The sequence below is a fragment of the Sphingopyxis sp. genome (assembly GCF_965227415.1).
In the GTDB taxonomy this organism is placed as follows: Bacteria; Pseudomonadota; Alphaproteobacteria; order Sphingomonadales; family Sphingomonadaceae; genus Sphingopyxis.
The window spans coordinates 3445663-3468532 of record NZ_OZ245749.1; the positions used below are offsets into that span (position 1 = coordinate 3445663).

Here is a 22870-nt window from a genome sequence, read left to right on the forward strand (position 1 = left end):
CGCCTACCAGCTGCCGAAGCTGGCATCCGACGGGCTCGCGCGATGGAAGGCGCGTTCCTTGCGGCGAGTGCCATAACGCCGCCGCTTCACGAGCAGCAGGCACGGCCAGTCCGCGCTGCCGCCGCGCGCGACGAGGCGAAAACCCTGCGCCCAATAAGCGGCGAGAACCGGTTCCATCTGCCGCGCGATCAGTCCGGCCAGGATGACGTGGCCGCCGGGCGCGGTTGCCGCGGCGATATCGGGCGCGAGCGTGATCAGCGGCCCGGCAAGAATGTTCGCGATGACCAGATCATAGGGCGCGCGGTGCCTGATCGCGGGGTGGTCGGTCCCCGGCGCAACGGCAAGCGCGAGCCCGCCGCCGCCACGGCCGAGCGGCACCCCGTTGATCGCGGCATTGTCGCGCGTGACGAAAATGCTCGCGGGGTCGATGTCCGACGCGATCGTCTTCGCGCGCCGCCAAAGGTGCATCGCTGCAAAGGCGAGCAGGCCGGTTCCGGTGCCGATGTCGGCGATGTTGCGAGGGGTGGCGCCCTGCCGGGCCAGCCGATCGAGCATCGCGAGGCAGCCCGCCGTCGTGTCATGCCCGCCGGTGCCGAACGCCTGGCTCGCGTCGATCAGAAAGGGGACGGTGCCCGGCGGCACGCGGTCGGCATAGCTGCTCGTATGCACGAAAAATCGGCCCGCCTGTACGGGCTCGAGTCCCTGCTGCGACAGCGTCACCCAATCCTGTTCGACCAGCTCCTCGACCAGGGTTTTTTTGCCCTTTGCGCTCGGCGCCAGCGCCTGCAGCAGCTTCAGCAGCGCCGCGCCGGGCTTGTCGTCCATATAGGCGTCAAGCTGCCATGTGCCCGCGTCCTCGTCGATCTCGCGCGTCACGACGACGGGCGCTTCGGGCAAGGCGTCGAGTTCGGGCATCTCGCCGCTCAGCGCTTCGGCCTCGGCGCGGGTGCAGGGGAGGGATACGATCCAGCTCATCGTCTAGCGGACATAGCTCGCGCCGTTGGCGTCGAGAACCGCACCGGTCATCGACGCGGGCGCGTCGAGTGCGCACCAGCGCGCCATCTCGCCGATCTCCTGCGGCGCGGCGACGCGGCCAAGCGGGATATCGGCGAGGAGTTCATCGCCGCCGCGGCTTGCCAGATAGCCCTCGGCCATGCCCGTCATCGTGAAGCCGGGGCAGATGGCGAAAGCGAGGATGCCGTCCTGCGCATAGCCGCGCGCGATCGTCTTGGTCATCGCGACCATCCCGGCTTTCGACGCGGCATAATGCCAGTGCGCCGGGCTGTCGCCGCGATAGGCGGCGCGGCTCGCGATGTTGACGATCCGGCCGCCGGCGCCACGATCCTGCCAGTGCAGCACCGCGCGGCGGCAGAGCAGCGCGCTTGCGGTCAGGTTCACCTGCATCGTGCGCTCCCAGTCCGCGAGCCATGCGGCGTCGTCGCCGGCGATCGGGTTGGCCTCGAAAATGCCGGCGTTGTTGATCAACACGTCGATGCGCCCGCCCAGCCGATCGAGGCTCTGTTGCCACAGACGCTCGGGGATGGCCGGGTCGGACAGGTCGCCGTCGGCGCTCGACAGCGCCACGACGTTGGTCGCGTCGGCGGTCAGCGCCTCGGCGATGGCGGCGCCGATGCCGCGGCTCGCGCCGGTGATCAGGATATGGGTTCGCATGACCGGGCTTTAGAGCCCGCGATCAGTCGGCGCTAGAGTGTGTTCCCCGGCTTTCGCCGCGGATCGCGCAGGGTTACGCCACGCGGCGGCTGAACTCGCTGGCGGCCTTTTCGAGCGACTGGAGCCGGTCGCCCATCTTGGCGAACTCCTGGCTCAGCGTGCTGATTTCGCCCGCGACCATTCCCGAATCGTTGCGGATCGACGCAATCGTCGATGACATCGAATCGGCGGCGAGTGCGGTTTCGTCGACAGCGGCGGTGATCGACGTGACCGTCTGGGCCTGCGCGTCCATCGCGTCGCGGATGCGCTGCGCCGAATATTGCACTTCGACGATCGTCTGCTGGATCGACTGGTTTGCCGAGACCGAGCCGCGCGTTGCTTGCTGGATCGCGGTGATCTTGTTCGCGATGTCGTCGGTTGCGCGCGCGGTTTCGTTGGCGAGGCTCTTCACTTCCTGCGCGACCACGGCGAAACCGCGACCCGATTCGCCGGCGCGCGCGGCTTCGATGGTCGCGTTCAAGGCCAGCAGGTTGGTCTGGCCCGCGATCTCGCGGATCAGGCTCAAAATCGATTCGATCGATTCGGCGTGGCGCGACAGCGCCTCGGACATGGCGACGGCTTCGCCTGCCTGTTCGGACGCACGCGTGGCGACACTGGCCGATGCTTCGACTTCGCTGCGCGCATCTTCGATCGCGCGGATCAGGCCTGCGGCGGTCGAGGCGGCTTCGCGCATCGCGATCGCCGATTGTTCGGACGCCGCGGCGACTTCGCTCGTCTTAGCGATCATGCCTTTCGCGGCCTGGTCGGCCGAGGCGGCCTGTTTTGACAGCTGCTGGCGTGCCGAATCGGTATCCTGAACCAGCGACGCGATCGAGCGGTCGAAATCGCCTGCGAGCGACTGGCGCTCGGTCGAGATGACGGCGCGGTCGAGCTTGGTCGCATAGCGCTGCATGATATCGAACTCGAGCAGCGCGAGCCGGTTGATCGCGCCGGTCAGCCGCGCTTGCCGCGGGGTATCGCCCGCGCAGGCGTCGATCACGAACTCGATGGTCAGGCGCAGGCTTTCGGCGATGCACGACATCACCGACGCCAGCGGCAGCTTCACGCGGCGCGCCATATGCGTGTTCTGACAGGCGATCGTGGCGACCTCCTGTCCGGCGGCATCGCGATATTTGGTTTCGGTGTGGCGCGCGCTGCCCTTGATATAGGAGTCGAGCAATTCGCCCTCGACCTTGCGCTCGATGCTGGAAAGCGCGTTGAACGCATCCCAATAGGCGCGCGCGATATGCTCTTCGCGGCCAGCGATGATCCCGTAAATCTCGGCGGCATCGGCGGCCAGATTGCCGTCGAGGTCATAATAGGGAAAGCGATCGGCCATCAGCACCGGATCGATCTGCTGCTTATGAATCGGATTTTCCTTCACCATGATCCTGCTTCCCTGACCCAATCTTCGGACGTTCGGAATCTGCCGTCCCTGATCGTCCGCGAAACTCGTCACCGAGCTATGCGGGGAGGATGGTAAAAGGGTCGTTAACCACTGGTCGAGATTTTGGGCCTCAACGGCGGTCGTCGCCAGCGATCGGCGCCGCGATCGGATAGCCCTCGAACGCCTTGATCGTGCGCAGTGCAAAGGCGCTGTGCATCGCCGCGACGCCGGGCAGGCGCGACAGGCAATGGCGGTGGAGGCGGTCGAAGTCGGCGACATTGCGCGCCGCGACGCGCAGCCGGTAATCGGATGCACCCGACAACAGCTGGCACTCCAATATCTCGTCAAAGCTTTTGACCGCGCTCTCGAACGCGGTCAGCGCTTCTTCGCTCTGCGAGGTCAGGCTGATGTCGACGAACACGTCGAGCCCCAGCCCGATGCGTTCGGGGTCCAGCCGCGCGGTATAGCCGGTGATGATCCCGCCGGCCTCGAGCGCGCGGATGCGGCGATGACACGCCGACGGCGACAGGCCGACGGCTTCGCCAAGCTCGGCGGTGGGCCGCGGTCCAGTCCGTTGGAGCAATGCGAGCAACTTAATGTCAATTCGATCAAGCATTGTGCGTATTTCACCGATTATGTGCAAAATCTGTGCGTCGCTATCGCCGCGGTCGCGCTGATATGCAAGCACCTCGCGCGCGCTTTCTGTTATAAGCCCACGCCATCGGCCCTGGTCTGCGATGGACTGGCCCTTCGATGGAGAGCGAAGATGATCATCGGCACCCCCAAGGAAATCAAGAATCACGAATATCGCGTCGGGCTGACCCCCGAGAGCGCGCGCGAACTGCACGCGCACGGCCACCGCGTGCTGGTTCAGACCGGCGCGGGCGCGGGCATCGGCGCGCACGACCGCTATTATGTCGAGGCGGGCGCCGAGATCGTGCAGACCGCCGAAGAGATTTTCGCGACCTGCGACATGGTCGTGAAGGTCAAGGAACCGCAGCCGGTCGAGCGCGCGATGCTGCGCCCCGGCCAGATCCTCTATACCTATCTTCACCTCGCGCCCGATCCCGAACAGACGCGCGACCTGATGAAATCGGGCGCGGTGTGCATCGCCTATGAAACCGTGACCAGCCCGCACGGCGGCCTGCCGCTGCTGAAGCCGATGAGCCAGGTCGCGGGCCGCATGTCGATCCAGGCCGGCGCGACCGCGCTGGAAAAGGCGCATGGCGGACGCGGCGTGCTGCTCGGCGGCGTGCCGGGCGTTGCGCCGGGCAAGGTCTGCGTGATCGGCGGCGGCGTCGTCGGTTTCAACGCGGCGCAGATGGCCGCCGGGCTTGGCGCCGACGTTACGATCCTCGACCGCGACCCCGAAGTGCTCGAACGCGTCGGCACTTTCTTCGAGGCGCGCGCCAAGACACGCTTCTCGAACCGCGCCAACCTGGCCGAATGCGTTGCCGAGGCCGACCTGGTGATCGGCGCGGTGCTGATCCCCGGCGCCGAGGCGCCGAAGCTCGTGACGCGCGACATGCTGAAGACGATGCAGGCGGGATCGGTGCTCGTCGACGTTGCGATCGACCAAGGCGGCTGTTTCGAGACCAGTCACGCGACGACCCACGCGGAACCGACCTATGTCGTCGACGGTATCGTTCATTATGCCGTCGCCAACATGCCGGGCGGCGTCGCGCGCACCAGCACCTACGCGCTCAACAACGTCACGCTGCCGCATGCGCTGCGTATCGCCGACCTCGGCTGGAAAGAAGCGCTGAAACGCGACGTGCACCTTGCGCAGGGACTCAACGTCTGGAATGGTAAGGTGACGTTCGAAGCCGTCGCCGAAGCGGTAGGAACCGACTATGTGCCTGTCGATCAGGCACTCGCCTGATAACAAGGACTTAGCTAGATCATGACCGAGCCAGTGCCGCCGCAAGACGAAGGTGAAAATGAAGTTCTGCGCGCTGCGCGCGAGCTTCAGGCGCAAAAGGAAGCCGCCGAGGCGACCGAAGCTGCCGACCGCGAAGCGGCGGCGAAGGGCGCAGGCGGCAAGAAGATCGGCTGGAAGGCCGCCGCCGGCATCGGTGTCGGCTCGGCCGCCGTTCTTGCCGCGTTGCTCTATGCGAACCGCGACAAACTGAAGTGACGCACCGGCTGACGGAGGGTCGCGCAACCTCCGCGCCACCTACCTTCGTCATCCCATTGGAGCAAGTCTGTGTTCCCCCGCGAAGGCGGGGGTCCAGCAGCGATGAGACGCGTCAAAGGGCGCACTGCTGCGCGCGTCGTTCCTTGTCGCTGGACCTCCGCCTTCGCGGGGGAACACCCCTTCCTTGTCACAGTGGCACAATTGCGGATCAAGCCTGTAAATTGTTCGCTTACCGTCCCCTAAGCAATTGCATATCGCGGCTAGGGCGCTAAACCGGCGCCCATCGACCGACAGAGTCAGGAAACGGGGCTGATATGGCTGGCAAGGAAACGAGCGGGCGACCGCTCTCGCCGCACCTTCAGGTGTATAAATGGGCGCCCTCGATGGCGGTCTCGATCTTCCATCGCATCACCGGCGACGGGCTGGCGATCGTCGGGGCGTTGCTGTTCCTCTGGTGGCTCGGCGCGATCGCGGCGGGGCCCGATGCCTATGCGGCGTTCGTCGCCTGCGTCTGGCACGATCCCAGCCCCGAAGCGGGCACCTTTCACATGGTCACCAATATCCTTGGCAAGGTCGTGCTCGTCGGGCTGAGCTGGGCCTTTTTCCAGCATCTTTTCTCGGGGCTTCGCCACTTCGTCCTCGATATCGGCGCGGGTTACGAGCTCAAGACCAACAAGCTCTGGTCGGTCGCCGTATTCGTCGGGGCGCTCTTCGCGACCGCCGCGACATGGCTCTACATCGCGAAGGAGGCGCTTCATGGGTAATGGTACGCGCCTTGGCCGGGTCCGCGGGCTCGGGTCCTCGCATCACGGTTCGCAGCATTGGCTGCAACAGCGGCTGACCGCGCTGGGCAACATCCTGCTCGTCACCTGGTTCTTCGTTTCGCTGATCCGCTTGCCGCTGTCCGATCATGGCGCCGTCCAGCGTTGGGCCGCGAACCCGACGGTCGCGCTCGCGCTGATCCTGCTCGTGATCAGCGTGTTCTGGCACTTCCGGCTCGGGCTGCAAGTGATGATCGAGGACTATGTTCATGGCGAAGCGGTCAAGCTGCTGTCGCTGGTGATCCTCAATTTCTATGCGATCGGCGGCGCCGCATTCGGCATCTTCGCTATTGTCCGCATCGCTCTGGCGCCCGCTGGGCTCGCTCCGGGGGGCATGTGACATGACCGAATCCTACAAGATCATCGACCATATCTATGACACGGTCGTCGTCGGTGCCGGCGGCTCCGGCCTGCGCGCCACGATGGGCAGCGCCGAAGCGGGGCTCAAGACGGCCTGCATTACCAAGGTGTTCCCGACGCGCAGCCACACCGTTGCGGCGCAGGGCGGGATTGCCGCCAGCCTTGGCAACAATTCGCCCGACCATTGGCAATGGCATATGTACGACACCGTCAAGGGCTCCGACTGGCTCGGCGACCAGGATGCGATCGAATATATGGTGCGCGAAGCGCCGCAGGCGGTTTACGAACTCGAACATGCCGGCGTGCCGTTCAGCCGCAACCAGGACGGGACGATCTATCAGCGCCCGTTCGGTGGCCATATGCAGAATATGGGTGAAGGTCCGCCGGTCCAGCGCACCTGCGCCGCGGCCGACCGTACCGGTCACGCGATGCTGCACGCGCTCTATCAGCAGTCGCTGAAATATGACGCCGACTTTTTCATCGAATATTTCGCGCTCGACCTGATCATGGAAAATGGCGCGTGCCGCGGCGTGATCGCGCTGTGCATGGAGGATGGCAGCATCCACCGCTTCCGCAGCCAGGCCGTTGTACTGGCGACCGGCGGTTATGGCCGCGCCTATTTCACCGCGACCTCGGCGCATACCTGCACCGGCGACGGTGGTGGCATGGTGCTGCGCGCCGGCCTGCCTTTGCAGGACATGGAATTCGTCCAGTTCCACCCGACCGGCATCTATGGCGCGGGCGTGCTGATCACCGAAGGCGCGCGCGGCGAGGGCGGCTATCTCACCAACTCCGAGGGCGAGCGGTTCATGGAACGCTATGCCCCGTCGGCGAAGGATCTGGCGTCGCGCGACGTCGTGTCGCGCTCGATGGCGCTCGAAATCCGCGAAGGCCGTGGCGTCGGCCCGCACAAGGACCATATTTACCTGCACCTCGATCATATCGATCCCGCGGTGCTCCACGAACGCCTGCCGGGCATCACCGAAAGCGGCAAGATTTTCGCCGGCGTCGATTTGACCCGCCAGCCGCTGCCGGTCGTGCCGACGGTTCATTATAATATGGGCGGCATCCCCTGTAACTATCACGGTGAAGTCGTCACGCTGAAGGACGGCAACCCCGACGCCGTCGTCCCCGGCCTGTTCGCGGTCGGCGAGGCTGCTTGCGTCTCGGTCCACGGCGCGAACCGGCTCGGTTCGAACAGCCTGATCGATCTGGTCGTGTTCGGCCGCGCGACCGGTCATCGCCTGCGCGACATCATCAAGCCCGGCGTCGCGCAGCAGCCGCTGCCAACAGACAGCGCCGACCTCGCGCTTGGTCGTCTCGACCATTTCCGCCATGCGAGCGGCGGGTCGCCGACCGCCGAAGTCCGGCTCGAGATGCAGCGCGCTATGTCGGCGCACGCCGCGGTGTTCCGCACCGACGAACTGATGGCCGAAGGCAAGGACAAGCTCGCCAAGACCTATCAGCGGATGAATGACATTCAGGTCACCGACCGCAGCCTGATCTGGAACACCGACCTCATCGAAACGCTCGAGCTCGACAATCTGATCAGCCAGGCGACGGTGACGATGCATTCGGCGTTCAATCGCAAGGAAAGCCGCGGCGCCCACGCGCACGAGGATTTCCCGAACCGCGACGACAAGAAGTGGATGAAGCATTCGATCAGCTGGTTCGACGGCTGGGGCGGCAAGGGCGGCGGCGTCCGCCTCGATTACCGTCCGGTCCACGAATATACGCTGTCGGACGACGCCGAATATATCAAGCCGAAGGCGCGCGTTTACTGATGCAGGCAAAGGCGGCTGCGGGCCTGCTTGCGGTGCTCGTGGCGGCCGGTTGGCTTAGCGCCGGCGCTTCTGAAGTCACCGCATCGCCGATCGAAGCCAGGGCTCTGATCGCGCTGACTCGCGAAACGCGCGCGACCTATACGGTCGTTTCGTCCAATCTTGTTTATCATCCCGACGGGACCCGGATCCGCGAATGGGGCGCCGAATTTCACGACGGCATTCATCATCGCGTCGAAACCCCTCGCGACCGCCTCTTCGCCGACTGCGAGGCGATGACGGGCACCTATCTGAATCTGGCGACGGTGAAAATCGTCCAGGACGCGAGCGTGGCACGCGCGGCGTGCGGTGTGCAGGCAAATTCCACGATGTTGTCGGCCAGGCTTGACGGCAAGCGGCAGACCCGTTTCGGACCGACGACGCATCTCGTCGTCATCGACGCAGAGAATATCCGGACCTATGACGTCGCGCCCGACGGCGCGCTCCTCGGCGCGACCATCACGGGCCGTGACGGAACAAAGAAACTCGTGATGCGGGCGATCTATTATGCGCCTGAAGTGCCGACCGGCATCTTCTTTCCGGATTCGCTGGGGAAAAGCGCTGTACCGGCAAATTTGCGCGGCGCGGCCAAACCTTAACTCCCGGTTTATTCCTTGCCGAAGATGCTCTGGATCGGATTGAGGTCGGAGAAGGGCTCGTCGACATCCTGACCCATGACCCACAGCCGGTGGCAGGCGATGGCGAAGAACATGACCGCGATCGTCCAGACGATGATCGTCTTGATCACTTCCCAGCGCTTGGCTTCATAAGCGGCGAGCGCGCGGGCTTTGTGATCGATGCCGAGTTCGCCTTCGAACTCGGCGACGAGCTGCGCGCGGCGGGTACGCGAAATGTTCGCGAGACTCGCGGCTTGTGCATCATCGTTCGAGCGGTGATTCCCCATCGCGAATACCTTGCGGTCCCTATAGTCCGGATCTCACCATAAGCGGCGATGCCCTGATAAAGGGTTAACCGGACGGTCGGAAATGTCGCATCGGACCCGCGCTGTCGCGCCCCGCGCCGTCCCGCCGGCGCACGCGGCGCGGCGGTCGGCGCGGACCTGTCAGATCGTGACGACCAGCTTGCCGACCGCGGTGCGGTCACCCAGCTTGGCAATCGCTTGGCCGCCGTCTGCCAGGCTATAGGTTCCGGTGACGCGCGGCTTGATCTTGCCCTGTTCCCACAGCTGGAACAGCCGCGCGATGTTGGCGCGGTTGCGCACCGGTTCGCGGGCAACGAACGCGCCCCAGAAGACGCCCGCAACGTCGCAGCTCTTGAGCAGGGTCAGGTTGAGCGGCAGGCGCGGGATGCCGGCGGGGAAGCCGACGACGAGATAGCGGCCCTCCCAGGCGATCGAGCGCAGCGCCGGCTCGGCATAGTCGCCGCCGACGGCGTCATAAATGACGTTCGCGCCGTTGGGGCCGACCGCGGCCTTGAAGGTTTCGGCCAGCGCTTTCGAGGCATCCTTGTCGAACGGCTGGCGGCCATAGACGACCACCTCGTCGGCGCCGGCCTGGCGTGCGATTTCGGCCTTTTCTTCGCTCGATACGCCGGCGACGACGCGCGCGCCGAACGCCTTGCCAAGCTCGACCGCGGCGATGCCGACTCCGCCCGAAGCGCCCAGCACCAGCAGCGTATCGCCTTCCTGAATATGCCCGCGATCGATCAGGGCATGGATGCTCGTGCCATAGGTCATCAGCAGCGACGCACCCTCGGCAAAGTCATGCTCTTCGGGAAGATGATAGACGTTGTGCGCGCCAACCGCGACGGCTTCGGACATGCCGCCATTGCCGCAGCCGGCGATGACGCGATCGCCGACCTTGAACTCGGTCACACCGTCGCCGACTTCGGCGACCAGCCCCGCGACTTCGCCGCCGGGGGCAAAGGGGCGTTCGGGGCGGAACTGATATTTATCCTCGATGATCAGCACGTCGGGGAAATTGACCGCGCAGGCCTTCACATCGATGACGAGCTGGCCCTTGCCCGCGGTCGGGCGCGGCAATTCGCCCAGGGTCAGGGTTTCGGGGCCGCCGGTGGCCGTCGACAAAAGAGCCTTCATCATCTTCTCCTTTATGGTGTTTTTTCCAGCCTTACGCCGCGGGGCGCATCCAGGGACGGTCGGCGTCGAGCTTCGTCTCATAGGCGCCGATCGCGGCATCGCTCTTTTCGGTCAGCGAAATTTCGTCGAGCCCTTCGAGCAGGCACATCTTGCGGAACGGATCGATGTCGAACGTGAACCGGTCCTGGAACGGTGTGGTGACTGTCTGCGTGTCGAGATCGACGTGGACCGGATCGGTCCGCGCGACCTCCATCAGCCGGTCGATCGCCGCCTGTGGCAGCACGACGGGCAGAATGCCGTTCTTTACCGCATTGCCCGAGAAGATGTCCGAGTAGGAGGGCGCGATCACGACGCGGATGCCCAGATCGCCGAGCGCCCAGGCAGCGTGCTCGCGGCTCGACCCGCATCCGAAATTGTCGCCCGCGATCAGGATCGGCGCGCCTTTATATTCGGCGCTGTCGAACAGATTGTCGGGATCGGCGCGCAGCGTCTCGAACGCTCCCTTGCCCATGCCGTCGCGTGTCGTGGTCTTGAGCCAATGCGCCGGGATGATGACGTCGGTATCGACATTTTTCAGCCCGAACGGAATCGCGCGGCCCTCGACCTTCTCGATCGGGGTCATGCCATCAGCTCACGGACATCGGTCAGCTTGCCGGTCACCGCCGCGGCCGCCGCCATCGCGGGGCTGACGAGGTGCGTGCGGCTTCCGGGCCCCTGGCGGCCGACGAAGTTGCGGTTGCTCGTGCTCGCACAGCGTTCGCCGGCGGGCACCTTGTCGGGGTTCATCGCCAGGCACGCCGAACAGCCGGGCTCGCGCCATTCGAGGCCGGCGTCGAGGAAGATACGGTCGAGCCCTTCGGCCTCGGCCTGCGCTTTCACCAGCCCCGATCCCGGGACGACGATCGCCCATTTGACGCCCGGCGCCTTCTTGCGGCCTTTGACGATCGCGGCGGCGGCGCGCATGTCCTCGATGCGGCTGTTGGTGCAGCTGCCGATGAAGATATTCTCGATCGGCACGTCCTGCATCCGCGTGCCGGGCTCAAGGCCCATGTAAGCGAGCGATTTCGCGGCCGCGACCTGTTTCGACGGGTCGGCAAAGCTGGCGGGATCGGGCACCACGCCGGTGATCGGGACGACATCTTCGGGGCTGGTGCCCCAGGTGACGCTGGGCGCGATATCGGCGGCGTCGATCACGACGGTCTTGTCGTATGTCGCGCCCGGATCGGTCGCGAGGCTCTGCCAATAATCGACTGCGGCGTCCCAGTCGGCACCCTTCGGCGCATAGGGACGGCCTTTGAGATATGCGAAGGTCGTCGCATCGGGCGCGATCAGCCCGGCGCGTGCGCCGCCTTCGATCGCCATGTTGCTGACGGTCAGGCGGCCTTCGACCGACAGCGCGCGGATCGCGCTGCCGGTATATTCGATGACATGGCCGGTGCCGCCCGCGGCGCCGATCGTGCCGGTGATGTGGAGGATGATGTCCTTCGCGGTGACGCCGGGGCCGACCTCGCCCTCGACGCGCACTTCCATCGTCTTCGCGGGCTGCAGCAACAGCGTTTGCGTTGCCAGCACATGCTCGACCTCGCTCGTCCCGATGCCGAAGGCAAGCGCGCCGATGCCGCCGTGGCACGCGGTGTGGCTGTCGCCGCAGACGATCGTGGTGCCGGGCAGCGAAAAGCCCTGCTCGGGACCGACGACATGGACGATGCCCTGCTCGGGTGCGACCGCATCGATATAGCGGATACCATATTCGGGGGCATTGGTTTCGAGCGCCGCCAATTGCGCGGCGCTTTCGGCGTCGGCGATCGGCAGCCGGTTGCCCGCCGCATCCTTGCGCGCCGTCGTCGGCAGATTGTGGTCGGGCACCGCCAGCGTCAGGTCGGGGCGGCGCACCGTGCGCCCGCTCGCACGAAGCCCGGCGAACGCCTGCGGGCTGGTGACCTCATGGACGAGGTGGCGGTCGATGAAGATCAGGCAGGTGCCGTCGGGGCGCTGTTCGACAACATGCGCGTCCCAGATTTTCTCATACAGGGTGCGGGGGCGAGTCATGCGGTTCACTTAAGCCCGTGGCATAACAATGCAAGCGAGAGGGACACAAAAGCGCAATTTTCGGTCGCGTTGTTCGCACCTTCCCGTTCGTCACCCCGGACTTGATCCGGGTCCATGTCCGGTGGTGGGGTGGATGCCGGATCAAGTCCGGCATGACGAAAGACGGGAGATGGTTTCAGGCACGCAAAAAGCCTATGATCCCGGCCATGTCGCCACTCGCCATCACCCTGCTCATCCTTGCCACCGTCGCCGCGATGGAGGGGGTCGCGTGGGCGAGCCACAGATATATCATGCACGGCTTCGGCTGGGCCTGGCACCGCGACCATCACGAGCCGCATGACAGGCTGCTCGAAAAGAACGACCTGTTCGCGATTTTCGGGGCCGCGGCGAGTATTTCGATGTTCGCGGCGGGCAGTCCGATGATCATGGGCGCCGCGGCGTGGGAGCCGGGGACGTGGATCGGGCTCGGCATATTATTCTATGGCATCATCTACACGCTGGTGCACGACGGGCTGGTCCATCAGCGGTATTTCCGCTGGGTGCCGCGGCGCGGCTATGCGAAGCGGCTGGTGCAGGCGCACAAGCTCCACCACGCGACGGTCGGCAAGGAGGGCGGCGTCAGCTTCGGCTTCGTGTTCACGCGCGATCCCGCGAAGCTGAAGGCCGAATTGAAGGTGCAGCGCGAAGCGGGGATCGCTGTGGTGCGCGAAGCGCTCGCCGACTAGCCCGTCCGATAATCCGCCGTGACCACACCCGCGGCCGCGAGCTCGACCTCATGGCTTTCCTCGCGCCATGCCTCCAGCAGTGCCTGCCGTTCCCATTCGACCATCGCGGGATGCGCCAGGATATGGTCGACCCACGTTTGTCCGGCGCCGACGTCGAGGCCATAGGTGCGGATGCGGAACGCGACCGGCGCGAAAAAGGCATCGACTGCGCTGAAGCGGTCGCCGGCAAGCCAGGGGCCGCCGAATTTTTTGAGGCCGTCCTCGAACAATTCGCGAAGGCGCGCGACATTGGCCGACAGCGCTGCCGACATCGGCTTCGGCGTCACGCGCACCCCGACGTTCATCGTGCAATCGTTGCGCAGCGCCGAAAAGCCGCTGTGCATCTCGGCGGTGGCGCATTGCGCCCAGGCGCGCGCGTCGGCGTCGGCGGGCCAGACACCGTCGTGGCGGTCGGCCAGATAGAGCGCAATGCCGAGCGAATCATGGATGGTGCGGCCGTCGTGGAGAAGCGCGGGAACTTGCCCGGTGGGCGAGAAGCTGCGGAAGGCATCATAATTGACCGGCTGGGCAAAGGGTTCGATGCGATCGTCGAACGCGATGCCGAGCCCCTGCATCAGTATCCAGGGGCGGAGCGACCAGCTCGAATAATTGCGGTTGGCGGTGATCAGCACATACATGCGTCGCGCTCCTGTCGGGCGATGGGGGAGGTGTAATCGGGATCATGGGCAAAGGGCAGCTCGGCGCCGTCGCGGAGTGCCGTCAGCACGCTGCCGAAATCGGTCGCGGCGCGCCAGCCGAAGCGTCGCTCGGCGCGCGACGGGTCATAGACGCGGTCGATGGTCGGGGGCAGCGTCCAGCCTTTCGCGGCATAAAGGTCGGCAGCGTCGGGATGGTGGCGTGCAATCACTGCTGGCGCATCGCGGGCAAGTTCGTCGGCCTCGGCGCGCAGGAACGGCGGCGGGGCCGACAGGATGAAAGTGTCGCATCCGATCTGCGGTGCGGCCTCCAGCGCGGCGAGATGCGCCGCGGCCGCATCCTCGACCGTCAGGCGGCGGTTGAGCAGTTCGTTGGCCTTGAGGTTCGGCCCGCTGGGCAGCGCATGCGTGTCGTCATCTTCGGGGAAGAACCGCCCGGTGCGCAGGATCAGGGCGGCGATGCCATGGTCGCGGTGCACCAGCCGGCACGCCTGTTCGGCGGCCAGCTTGGTGATGCCATAGATGTTGCGCGGCTCGATCGGGCCGAAATCCTCGTCCATCCACCACGCGCCCGCGTCGCCTGCACCGTCGCGCACATCGGCGCGCACCATCAGCGAGGTGGTCGAGGTGAAAAGGAAGCGGTCGTTGCCCGCCGCGACCGCGGCCTCGATCAGGTTCAGCGTGCCGCTGACATTGACGTCGACGAACGCCTGCCGCGGATAGCGGATGATGTCGGGCTTGTGCAACGCGCCGCCGTGGATGATCGCCTCGATGCCGTGGATGCCCATCGTCCGGTCGATCAGGGCGCGGTCGGCGACGGTGCCGATCACTTGCGTATCCGCGCCGGGCACGACGTCGAGCCCGGTGATCTCATGTCCGTTTCGCGCCAGCAGCGGAGCAAGACTGCGGCCGAGCCATCCCGACGATCCGGTCAGCAATATGCGCATCGATTCTGCTCCTTCCTCGACGCGCCTGATAAACAGACAGCCGATGCGGCGGCAAGGGTCGTTACCCCTTTGGGTCCGCGGGCCTTGGCGTGACGGCAGCCGTGTCCCCCGCCGCGGGAGGCAGCGCGCTCAGGTCGAGCCAGCCTGCGTCCTCGCGCTTGTGATAGCTGTCGATCGCCGCGAACGGGATGCGAAAGGGCAATCCCCAATCGCTGTTCCACATCACGACTACGCCGGTCCGCGTCGCCGGCTCGAAAATCATCGTCGCGCGATAGCCCGACACCGCCCCCGAATGGCCTTCCAGCCTGTCGCCGCCATAGGTGAAGCTCCGCCAGCCCAGGCCATAGGAAGCGTCGCCGATGGCCTGCCGCAAGGCACCGCTATAGAGCCGCGCCGTCGCGACGCGGGGGCGATGGGCAATTTGCAACACCGACTTCGGCAGCACATCGGGGCGGTCGCCCATCATCGCCTGCATCCATGTGGCGAAATCGACGATGTCGCTTTCGACGCCCGCAGCGGCGGGAACGCGCCAATAGGCCTCCTTGACCGGCCGGACCTGTGCGCCGCGGTGCGGCCGGGCCCAGTCCTTGGCGCTCGTCAGCCGCTCCATCCCGTACCCCGCACTCGCCATGCCGAGCGGGCGGAAAAAGCGATCCTCGACGGCATCGGCGAAAATCTCGTTCGCCGCCGCGCCCAATATCTCGCTCGCCGTGTCGAACGCGACATTCTGATAGGTGTGGCACGTGCCGGGCTCGCATTGCAGCGGTGCAAGCGCCAGGCTGGCGCGCAAAAGCTGGGGACTCTGCCCCTCCTCCAGCTTCTCGTCATAGGCATTTTTGGTGAGGCCGGTGCGCTGCGCGAGCAGATCGTCCAGCGTCACCCGCTCCTCGGCGCCGCCGGGCAGGCGCAGCGAGGTGCGCCAGCGCGAGAGCGGACGGTTGAGATCGAGCGCGCCGTCATTCGCCAGCGCGGCGGCGAGCGTGCCCGTCGCGGTCTTGGAAACCGAGGCCCAGCGGAACAGCGTCTGCGGCGTCACCGGCGCTCCGGTCGACTTGTCGGCGACGCCATAGGTGCGCACGAAGCTGAGCTTGCCGTCTTCGACGACCGCCACGGCCAATCCCGCCATTTCGGGCCGCCGCGACAGATCGGTCAGTTGCCGGTCGAGCGTGCGATAGTCGATCCGGCCGCGCCATTCGGCGGGCGTATCGGGCAGATTCTCGGCGGCCTTGAACGGGATCGCGACGCTGGCAAGCGGATGGTCGCCGCGGGCGGCGCGAAAACCGAACCAGCCCGCCAAACCCAGCGCGAGAATTGCGATCAGAAAAGTAAAAACGCGCTGCATGGACCCGTGACTGGCTTGCGACCTCTTATGTGGCGGCCGTCTTAGCCGCGGCTTTCCCTGCCGTCACCCCCACGATGGTTCAGGGTGCGAGATACGGCCACGCGCGGATCGTGCCGACGGCATGGACGGCGCCGAAAGCCAGGACGATCAGCGACGACCAGATGGCAAAGCCGCTGTCATATTGCGGGCGCCAGAGGTTGAAGGGGACGAACAGCAGCCCGCGGAGCAGATAGACCGCCGTGATCGCCACCAGTCCGGTCCGCAGCAGCGGCAGGCGCGGCAGCCACCCGGCGCCCGCGAAGGCATAGGCGGCCCACCCGAACAGCACCGCGGCGATGACCAATGTGATCAGCGTTGGCCGCCAGTCGCCGCGCGCCGCGGCGCGTGCCATGCCTTCGCCGGCGCCGAAGAAGCGGTACCAGTCGGGTCCGCCGACGATGCATCCGATATGCAGAAGCGCCGCGACCGCCGACAAACACCCGCCGACGATCAGCCAGCTGGTGCCGGGGCTCGCCGCGAGGTCAGGCAATATAATGCGCCGTGGTCTTTTCGGCGACCTCGTCTGCCGTCACCCCCGGCGCGAGCTCGATCAGCTTGAACGGGCTGTCATGGTCCGCGCGCTTGAAAACTGCGAGGTCGGTGATGATCATGTCGACGACATTCTTGCCGGTCAGCGGCAGCGTGCACGCGGGGATGAACTTGGGGCTGCCGTCCTTGGCGTTGTGTTCCATCACGACGATGATCTTCTTGACCCCGGCGACCAGGTCCATCGCGCCGCCCATGCCCTTGATCATCTTGCCCGGGATCATCCAGTTGGCGATGTCGCCATTCTCGGCAATCTCCATCGCGCCCAGGACAGTGAGGTCGATATGGCCGCCGCGGATCATCGCGAAACTGTCTGCCGAGGAGAAATAGGCCGATTGCGGCAGCTCGCTGATCGTCTGCTTGCCCGCGTTGATCAGGTCGGCGTCTTCGTCGCCTTCGAGCGGGAAGGGGCCGATGCCCAGCATGCCGTTCTCCGACTGGAGAGTCACCGTCATTCCTTCGGGGATATGGTTCGCGACCAGCGTCGGGATGCCGATGCCCAGGTTGACGTAATAGCCGTCCTGCAGCTCCTTCGCGGCACGCGCCGCCATGTCATCGCGGGTCCAGCCTTTGGTGTCTTGGGCCATCATTTCGGCTCCCATTGCTTGTCGGAGGGGAAGGCGTCGTCCCAGCCCAGTTTTTCCCACGGGCCATAGACGGGGTTGGGGAACAGGAACCAGCCCTTGTCCCACAATGTGGCGGCGGCGGCGCTGGTGGCGAGCGCCATGCGCTGCGCGGCGGGCAAATCCCGGACGTTGAACTGTTGGCTGAAATCGCCGAGCTGGTCGCCGCCGAGGATGATCACGCAATATTTCGACGCGATCGTCGCGCGGCGCGGATCCTTGCTCGACCCGCCGGCGTCATCGCCCATCAGGAATAACGTCTCGCCATGCTTGAACTCGCCGAGCCCTGCGGCGCGCAGCGTATCCTCGCTGCCCTGCGCATTGCCGGCGCTGCGGTTGGTGTTGGCGATGACAATGATCCCCGCGGCGCGGAGCCGGTTCACCATCTCGACGCTGCCCGGCATGGCAACGGCCTTGCCCGCGCCGGTTTTTTCCCACTGGTCCCAGACCTTTGGATCGAACGCCGTGCCCTTTTCGGCGAAATGCCGCATCGGGCCGAGGTTCCAGATCAAGGTCTCGTCGGCGTCGAACACCGCGGCAAAGGGCTTGGTGCCGCATGGTTCGAACGCCGGGGCGTCCATCGTCGCACCGGCGGCAAGGATCACGCTGTCTTGCGGGCGTTGCTTGATCCGTCCCACGCCATAGTCGGCGATGCGCGCATTGGTCGCCCGCACTGCGACCGAAGCCTCGGGCGAGCCATAGAGATATTGCAGCGCGGCGGGCGGTTTGGCCGCTTCGACCGGCGCCGGGGTGGATGGCGGAACCGGAGCCGTTGCCACTTCGGCGGGCGCGCTGGCGCAACCGGCGAGGAGCAGCGCGGCAGCAAGCGGAGCTGCGCGCATCACGCCGCCTCGCGCGGGCGCACCGTGCGGAACTCGATCTTCTTGTCGTAGGGCGCGCCGACGATCATGCGCTTCACATAGATACCCGGCAGGTGGATCGCGTCGGGGTCCAGGCTGCCGGTCGGCACGATTTCCTCGACCTCGGCGATGCAGATCCTGGCGGCGGTCGCCATCGGCTGGTTGAAGTTGCGCGCGGTCTTGCGGAAGATCAGATTGCCGCTCTCGTCGGCTTTCCACCCCTTGATGATCGCGAGGTCGGCGAAGATCCCGCGCTCCAGAATATAATCCTGCCCGTCGAAATTCTTCACTTCCTTGCCCTCGGCGACCAGCGTGCCGACGCCGGTCTTGGTGTAGAAGCCCGGAATGCCTGCGCCGCCGGCACGGCAGCGTTCGGCGAGCGTCCCTTGCGGACAGAATTCGACCTCGAGCTCGCCTGCCAGATACTGGCGCTCGAATTCCTTGTTCTCGCCGACATAGGACGAGATCATCTTTTTCACCTGGCGCGTGCGGAGCAGCTTGCCGAGCCCTTCGCCGTCGATCCCGGCATTGTTGCTCGCGATCGTCAGGTCCTTCGTCCCCGCGTCGCGGATCGCGTCGATCAGCCGTTCGGGGATGCCGCACAGGCCGAACCCGCCCGCGCAAATCTGCATCCCGTCAAAGAGCAGTCCGTCGAGGGCCGCGGCGGCGTCGGAATAATGCTTCTTCCCCATGGAACGGCTCTCCTGAATGGCGTCGTGCGTGACCTTGGCGCATTTGATCTATCAATTCTAATTGTTCTATTTTTCGATTATACATAAACAATGTCTATCAATCGCGTCTCGCTCTATCATCTCGAAACGCTGCTCTGGATCGACCGTCTGGGCACGTTTTCGGCCGCGGCCGAGCGGCTGAACACGACCCAGCCGACCGTGTCGGCGCGGATGCGCGAACTGGAGCAAAGGCTCGGCACCGCCCTGTTCCGCCGCGAAGGCCGCGCGATGTCGCTCACCGCTGCGGGGCGCAAGCTGGTGCGCGACTGCGATCCGCTGCTTCGCGACATGCAGGTCGCGCTCCTCGGCAGCGGTGGATATGGCGAGGCGAGCGGGGTCGTTCGCATCGGTGCGGGCGAGATCGCGGCGGCAAGCTGCCTTCCCGCCTTTGTCGCGGAATTGAAGGGCGACATGCCGCAGGTCGGGCTCGAGATCGAAATCGACCTGACCGCGAACCTGATCCAGCAGCTTCTGACCGGGCGCACCGACATCGCCTTTGCCGCAGGGCCGATCGCGCACCCGGCGCTGAAAACGCACCCGATCGGGGCGGTGGGGCTGGTCTGGCTTGCCAGCCCAGCGATCGCATCGGCGTTTGCGGGGGGAGAGGTCAAGGTCCCCGTGTGGTCGCTCGCCAGCCATTCGCCGATCCATGGCCGGATGCGCGATGCGATCGAGGCGTCCAGAATCGCGCAGAAATCGCTCAATCTGTGCAACAACGCTCGGACGATGATCGACATCGCAAAAGCGGGCGGGGGCATCGGCATTTTTCCGCTGCCGATGGTGCGCGCCGAGATCGAAAGCGGCGCGCTGACACGGATCGGCGGCATGCCCGCGCTGGCGCCTGTCGAGTTTCAGGTCGCGATGCGCGTCGCCGATACCGAGCCTGTCCTCGCGCAGATTTTCGACCGTGCGGCAAAGCTGAATCTTGCCGATGCGGCGGCCTGAGCCGAATGTCCGGGTGACGAGCGGTAGCGGCCATCCCTATCCTTCCCACAAGTGGGGAGGATTTTTTCGATCGTCACCCCGGACTTGATCGGCGATTATCCCACTGGGACAAGGGATGGGTGTTCCCCCGCGAAGGCGGGGGTCCCGCGACAAGGAAAGGCGCGCGTGCGGCAGCGCGCCCTTCGACGCTTCGCGTCGAAGCTGGACCCCCGCCTGCGCGGGGGAACACATCGTTGCTCCAATGGGATATATCCGGACTTGATCCGGGGTCCATCACGTCAGGGGCTGCGGTGGATCGCGGATCGAGTCCGGGATGACGAAGGGCTGAAAACCACCCCTATGCCTTCATGGAGCGCGCGATCGAACGGCCGATCGTCAGGGCAGCTGCATCCCCAGCGCCGCCGAAAGATCCGCAAGCGCCTGCTCGCCGCTCGTGACCTTGATCGCATGCATGCCAAGCTGGCTCGCGGGTTTGCAGTTGATGCCGAGGTCGTCGAGATAGATGCATTCGGCAGGCTCGACGCCCAGAGCCTCGCACATCATCAGATAGATGCGTGGATCGGGCTTGCGCACCCCGGCTTTGCTCGATTCGATGACATGCGCGAACCGCGCCATGATGTCCGCAACCTCGATCGCCGACTCTTCGCTGCGCGTCATGCCCGCGCCGCGGATGCCCATCTTGCCGCCCGGCACATTGTTCGTGATGCAGGCGATGGTGAAGCCGCGATCCTTCAGCGTATCGAGCGCCGCGACCATCGCCGGACGCACCGCGCCCGCGATCACGGCGAGCACCGCTTCGCCTTGCAAGTCCTGCCCCAGCGATCGCGCTTCCTCGGCGAACAGCGCGTCGAACGCGGCGGCGTCGATCTCGGCACGCTCGAACTTGGCCCAGGCATTGTCGTCGGGGTCGGCCGCGTTGACGCGGCGCACGAAATCGTGCGGCAGTCCGCGCTCGGCCTCGAGCCGGTTGAACGCCTCAAAAGGTGAAGCGGTAATGACGCCGCCGAAGTCGAAAATCACGGTCGTGTATGGCATGGGTCGGTAACGGTCCTTATCGGGGAGCGGGAGCTGCGACGCGCGTACCCGACCAGCTCGCATCGTCGATCGTGAGGTCGAGGCGGTCGGGCGAGCGGACGGTATCGAGCAGAAACACCCAGGGGCCGCTCGCCGCAAGGATGGCGTCCATCGCCTTTTCGAGCGGGATGGTAACGGTCGGCAAGCGGGCATAGTCGGACTTGATCTCGACCTTGTTCGCACCGATGCGGGTGACGGTGATCGTCACATTGTTTTTCGACGATCCGCGCGCATCCGATATGACCGCGCCGTTGTAGGTGCCGGCCACGCGGTCGGCGAGGTCGGCCTTGTGCGGCGCGGTGGCCGGCTTGGTTTCGGCATGCGCTGCCAAGGGCATCAGCAGTGATGCCGCAATGGCGACGGAAAGCAAACGATGCATCGGATATCCTCTCAAGGTCAGGGCGTGATCAAAATTCCCTTTTGGGGATCGGCGCGACCCGAAAGCATTTCCTGATAGGCGGCAAGCGCGGCCTCGCCGCCGCTCCTTTTGTCGATTGCGGCGAGGCGCGGCGCGACGTCCATGAAGGCCAGCCACGCTTCGGCGATTTTCTGTCCAAAGACCTGCGGTCCCCAATCGGCGATCCGCTTCTGGCTGCGGCCGGGGGCAAAGAAGCCTTGGCGCTCGGGACCCGGCAGCCCTTCGGCATCGGCCTGGGCGTCCCAATGCGATTTGCCGACGACGATCGACGCCTGAAGCTGGCTGCCGAAATGGCTGTGGACGCTGCGCGTCACCGCGCCATTGCCCGCCATGTCGACAAGCGCGGCAGGCGTCGTGGCATTGAGCGTCATGATCTGGTCATAGCTGACCACGCGGTCATAGATGCCTTGCGCGGTCAGCGCATCGACATTGGCGGCACTGGTCAGGCCGATCGTTTCGGGGCGATCGGCGCGCTGTTTGAGCGCGAAGCCCAGGCCGATGGCGGTCTTGCTCGATGCGCTGGCGATCAGGATCTGCTGGACGCCATAGTCGCCTTCATCCTCGAACTGGTCGGCGATCAGCCAGCCGGTCAGGAAGAGCGGACGAAACACCGGCCAATAATCATGATCGGCGGCGCGGTAGTCGGCCAGCGCCTCGATCCGTTGGTAATTGTTATAGATTGGCGGCAGCGTCGTGCGCCGCGGCGTGACGTCGGTGAAGCCGCCGCGACCCGGCTTTCCAACGGTCAGCACCGCGTCGCTCGCCATCGGATAATAGCCATAGAAACGGTCGCCGACCGACACGCCCTCGGCGCCGCTTTCGGTGACGGTCGCAAAGCCCCAGACCGGCAGGCGCCCCGGTTCGCCGCGTTCCGCGAAGAAATCCCAATAGCCCTGATCGTTGCCGAACAATCCGGCGGGCTTGCCGAATACGGCATAGGTGATGTTGTTCGCAGTCATCGCATAGCTGTCGAGATGCACGCGCACCTGCCCTTCTGCGAGCGCTACCACCGGATCATTTGCCAATGTCGCTTGCGTTACGTCGTCGCGGTCGATGTCGATCGCCCAATTCATATTCGGACCCCTCCGATGATTGTCCTGCATCCGCGCGGCGGCGGATGTCCTTGCCCGCGGTTGCGGGATGGCCGATAGTCATACAGATGACGACGAGCCTGACAATCGCGGTAAAGCGCATTCACGACGCGGCGGCGGCAAGCGACGGCGCCCGGTTCCTCGTGGACCGGCTCTGGCCGCGCGGGGTGTCCAGGGAAAAGGCGGCGCTCGCAGCGTGGCTGAAGCCGTTGTCGCCCAGCGATGCGTTGCGCAAGCGCTATCATGGCGAGACCGCCGATTCGGACGAAGCGTGGGACGCCTTCCGCCTCGACTATTTTGAAGAGCTCGATGCGGGCGGCGAAGAGGCGAAGGCCGCGCTGTTCACACTCGATGCGGCGGCCAAGGTCGGGCCGGTGACGTTGCTCTATGCCGCAAAGAGCGCCGAACGGAACAATGCGCTCGCGCTGCGCGAGTGGTTGGAGCGGCGCACCCGTTAATCGCCGTCCCGGTTGATCGCCGTCCGGCCTCCG

General features: G+C 65.5%; 27 protein-coding genes. 9 read left to right on the forward strand and 18 right to left on the reverse strand.

The annotated features are described in order from the left end of the window. Positions 1 to 3: 3 nt before the first annotated feature. The 4 genes from ACO055_RS16725 to ACO055_RS16740 form a co-directional block, all read right to left on the reverse strand. Complete coding sequence (locus ACO055_RS16725; RefSeq protein WP_422059967.1) at positions 4 to 975, reverse strand: 50S ribosomal protein L11 methyltransferase; 972 nt, start codon at positions 973 to 975, stop codon at positions 4 to 6. Positions 976 to 978: 3 nt separating this feature from the next. Continuing rightward, positions 979 to 1671 (reverse strand): SDR family NAD(P)-dependent oxidoreductase, encoded by a 693-nt coding sequence (locus tag ACO055_RS16730; protein ID WP_422059968.1) that lies wholly within the window; start codon positions 1669 to 1671, stop codon positions 979 to 981. A gap of 73 nt (positions 1672 to 1744) precedes the next feature. After that, positions 1745 to 3097: a methyl-accepting chemotaxis protein gene (locus ACO055_RS16735; RefSeq protein WP_422059969.1), complete on the reverse strand. Its 1353-nt coding sequence runs from the start codon at positions 3095 to 3097 to the stop codon at positions 1745 to 1747. Between the two features lie 130 nt (positions 3098 to 3227). Then, positions 3228 to 3713, reverse strand: a complete 486-nt coding sequence (locus tag ACO055_RS16740) for an Lrp/AsnC family transcriptional regulator (RefSeq protein ID WP_422059970.1) — start codon at positions 3711 to 3713, stop codon at positions 3228 to 3230. A gap of 150 nt (positions 3714 to 3863) precedes the next feature. Between ACO055_RS16740 and ald the strand changes: the two genes are divergently transcribed. The 6 genes from ald to ACO055_RS16770 all read left to right on the forward strand — a co-directional run bounded on the left by ald (position 3864) and on the right by ACO055_RS16770 (position 8834). Beyond that, positions 3864 to 4979 (forward strand): alanine dehydrogenase, encoded by a 1116-nt coding sequence (gene ald, locus ACO055_RS16745; RefSeq protein WP_422059971.1) that lies wholly within the window; start codon positions 3864 to 3866, stop codon positions 4977 to 4979. 21 nt (positions 4980 to 5000) lie between these two features. Then, positions 5001 to 5234 (forward strand): hypothetical protein, encoded by a 234-nt coding sequence (locus ACO055_RS16750; protein ID WP_422059972.1) that lies wholly within the window; start codon positions 5001 to 5003, stop codon positions 5232 to 5234. Between the two features lie 314 nt (positions 5235 to 5548). After that, positions 5549 to 5998, forward strand: coding sequence for a succinate dehydrogenase, cytochrome b556 subunit (sdhC, locus tag ACO055_RS16755; RefSeq protein ID WP_422059973.1), 450 nt, complete (start codon positions 5549 to 5551; stop codon positions 5996 to 5998). Continuing rightward, the gene (gene sdhD / locus ACO055_RS16760; RefSeq protein WP_422059974.1) at positions 5991 to 6395 is read left to right on the forward strand and encodes a succinate dehydrogenase, hydrophobic membrane anchor protein; all 405 of its coding nucleotides are present in this window, start codon (positions 5991 to 5993) and stop codon (positions 6393 to 6395) included. The genes sdhC and sdhD overlap by 8 nt, the downstream gene beginning before the upstream one ends. A gap of 1 nt (position 6396) precedes the next feature. Then, positions 6397 to 8199, forward strand: coding sequence for a succinate dehydrogenase flavoprotein subunit (gene sdhA, locus ACO055_RS16765; protein WP_422059975.1), 1803 nt, complete (start codon positions 6397 to 6399; stop codon positions 8197 to 8199). Next, entirely contained in the window at positions 8199 to 8834 is a 636-nt protein-coding gene (locus ACO055_RS16770) for a hypothetical protein (protein ID WP_422059976.1), read from the forward strand. The genes sdhA and ACO055_RS16770 overlap by 1 nt, the downstream gene beginning before the upstream one ends. An 8-nt stretch (positions 8835 to 8842) precedes the next feature. On the opposite strand, the gene ACO055_RS16775 is transcribed toward ACO055_RS16770, so the two are convergent. The 4 genes from ACO055_RS16775 to leuC form a co-directional block, all read right to left on the reverse strand. Next, the gene (locus ACO055_RS16775; RefSeq protein WP_422059977.1) at positions 8843 to 9139 is read right to left on the reverse strand and encodes a hypothetical protein; all 297 of its coding nucleotides are present in this window, start codon (positions 9137 to 9139) and stop codon (positions 8843 to 8845) included. A gap of 159 nt (positions 9140 to 9298) precedes the next feature. Beyond that, the gene (locus ACO055_RS16780) at positions 9299 to 10294 is read right to left on the reverse strand and encodes an NADPH:quinone oxidoreductase family protein (RefSeq protein ID WP_422059978.1); all 996 of its coding nucleotides are present in this window, start codon (positions 10292 to 10294) and stop codon (positions 9299 to 9301) included. A 31-nt stretch (positions 10295 to 10325) separates the two neighbouring features. Then, positions 10326 to 10916 (reverse strand): 3-isopropylmalate dehydratase small subunit, encoded by a 591-nt coding sequence (gene leuD, locus ACO055_RS16785; RefSeq protein ID WP_422059979.1) that lies wholly within the window; start codon positions 10914 to 10916, stop codon positions 10326 to 10328. Then, on the reverse strand, positions 10913 to 12343 hold the full coding sequence (gene leuC, locus ACO055_RS16790) for a 3-isopropylmalate dehydratase large subunit (RefSeq protein WP_422059980.1): 1431 nt from the start codon (positions 12341 to 12343) through the stop codon (positions 10913 to 10915). Before leuC ends, leuD begins: the two co-directional genes overlap by 4 nt. 206 nt (positions 12344 to 12549) lie before the next feature. On the opposite strand from leuC, the gene ACO055_RS16795 reads away from it, so the two are divergent. Then, positions 12550 to 13068: a sterol desaturase family protein gene (locus ACO055_RS16795; protein WP_422059981.1), complete on the forward strand. Its 519-nt coding sequence runs from the start codon at positions 12550 to 12552 to the stop codon at positions 13066 to 13068. Here the strand turns inward: ACO055_RS16795 and ACO055_RS16800 are convergent. The 7 genes from ACO055_RS16800 to ACO055_RS16830 all read right to left on the reverse strand — a co-directional run bounded on the left by ACO055_RS16800 (position 13065) and on the right by ACO055_RS16830 (position 18812). After that, positions 13065 to 13745: a glutathione S-transferase family protein gene (locus ACO055_RS16800; protein ID WP_422059982.1), complete on the reverse strand. Its 681-nt coding sequence runs from the start codon at positions 13743 to 13745 to the stop codon at positions 13065 to 13067. The genes ACO055_RS16795 and ACO055_RS16800 overlap by 4 nt on opposite strands. Beyond that, complete coding sequence (locus tag ACO055_RS16805; RefSeq protein ID WP_422059983.1) at positions 13733 to 14710, reverse strand: NAD-dependent epimerase/dehydratase family protein; 978 nt, start codon at positions 14708 to 14710, stop codon at positions 13733 to 13735. Before ACO055_RS16805 ends, ACO055_RS16800 begins: the two co-directional genes overlap by 13 nt. Positions 14711 to 14771: 61 nt before the next feature. Further along, the gene (locus tag ACO055_RS16810; RefSeq protein WP_422059984.1) at positions 14772 to 16052 is read right to left on the reverse strand and encodes a serine hydrolase domain-containing protein; all 1281 of its coding nucleotides are present in this window, start codon (positions 16050 to 16052) and stop codon (positions 14772 to 14774) included. Between the two features lie 79 nt (positions 16053 to 16131). Then, on the reverse strand, positions 16132 to 16581 hold the full coding sequence (locus ACO055_RS16815) for a hypothetical protein (RefSeq protein ID WP_422059985.1): 450 nt from the start codon (positions 16579 to 16581) through the stop codon (positions 16132 to 16134). Then, a complete protein-coding gene (locus ACO055_RS16820) occupies positions 16574 to 17224 on the reverse strand; it encodes a CoA transferase subunit B (RefSeq protein WP_422062488.1) in 651 nt (216 codons plus the stop codon). The genes ACO055_RS16815 and ACO055_RS16820 overlap by 8 nt, the downstream gene beginning before the upstream one ends. After that, positions 17224 to 18102 (reverse strand): HAD family acid phosphatase, encoded by an 879-nt coding sequence (locus ACO055_RS16825; protein WP_422059986.1) that lies wholly within the window; start codon positions 18100 to 18102, stop codon positions 17224 to 17226. The genes ACO055_RS16820 and ACO055_RS16825 overlap by 1 nt, the downstream gene beginning before the upstream one ends. After that, entirely contained in the window at positions 18102 to 18812 is a 711-nt protein-coding gene (locus ACO055_RS16830) for a CoA transferase subunit A (protein WP_422059987.1), read from the reverse strand. Before ACO055_RS16830 ends, ACO055_RS16825 begins: the two co-directional genes overlap by 1 nt. Before the next feature lie 90 nt (positions 18813 to 18902). On the opposite strand from ACO055_RS16830, the gene ACO055_RS16835 reads away from it, so the two are divergent. Continuing rightward, positions 18903 to 19796 (forward strand): LysR family transcriptional regulator, encoded by an 894-nt coding sequence (locus ACO055_RS16835; RefSeq protein ID WP_422059988.1) that lies wholly within the window; start codon positions 18903 to 18905, stop codon positions 19794 to 19796. Positions 19797 to 20171: 375 nt separating this feature from the next. Here ACO055_RS16835 and ACO055_RS16840 read toward each other — a convergent pair whose 3' ends face one another. From ACO055_RS16840 to ACO055_RS16850, 3 genes are read right to left on the reverse strand one after another with little or no spacing between them, the layout of a single operon-like run. Beyond that, the gene (locus tag ACO055_RS16840) at positions 20172 to 20831 is read right to left on the reverse strand and encodes an HAD-IA family hydrolase (RefSeq protein ID WP_422059989.1); all 660 of its coding nucleotides are present in this window, start codon (positions 20829 to 20831) and stop codon (positions 20172 to 20174) included. A gap of 16 nt (positions 20832 to 20847) precedes the next feature. Continuing rightward, positions 20848 to 21249 (reverse strand): hypothetical protein, encoded by a 402-nt coding sequence (locus ACO055_RS16845; protein ID WP_422059990.1) that lies wholly within the window; start codon positions 21247 to 21249, stop codon positions 20848 to 20850. A 17-nt stretch (positions 21250 to 21266) separates the two neighbouring features. Further along, positions 21267 to 22361 carry a DUF2855 family protein gene (locus ACO055_RS16850; RefSeq protein ID WP_422059991.1) on the reverse strand — a complete coding sequence of 365 codons (1095 nt, stop codon included), beginning with the start codon at positions 22359 to 22361 and terminating at the stop codon, positions 21267 to 21269. A gap of 86 nt (positions 22362 to 22447) precedes the next feature. On the opposite strand from ACO055_RS16850, the gene ACO055_RS16855 reads away from it, so the two are divergent. Continuing rightward, positions 22448 to 22837: a DUF488 domain-containing protein gene (locus ACO055_RS16855; protein ID WP_422059992.1), complete on the forward strand. Its 390-nt coding sequence runs from the start codon at positions 22448 to 22450 to the stop codon at positions 22835 to 22837. Positions 22838 to 22870 lie beyond the last annotated feature (33 nt).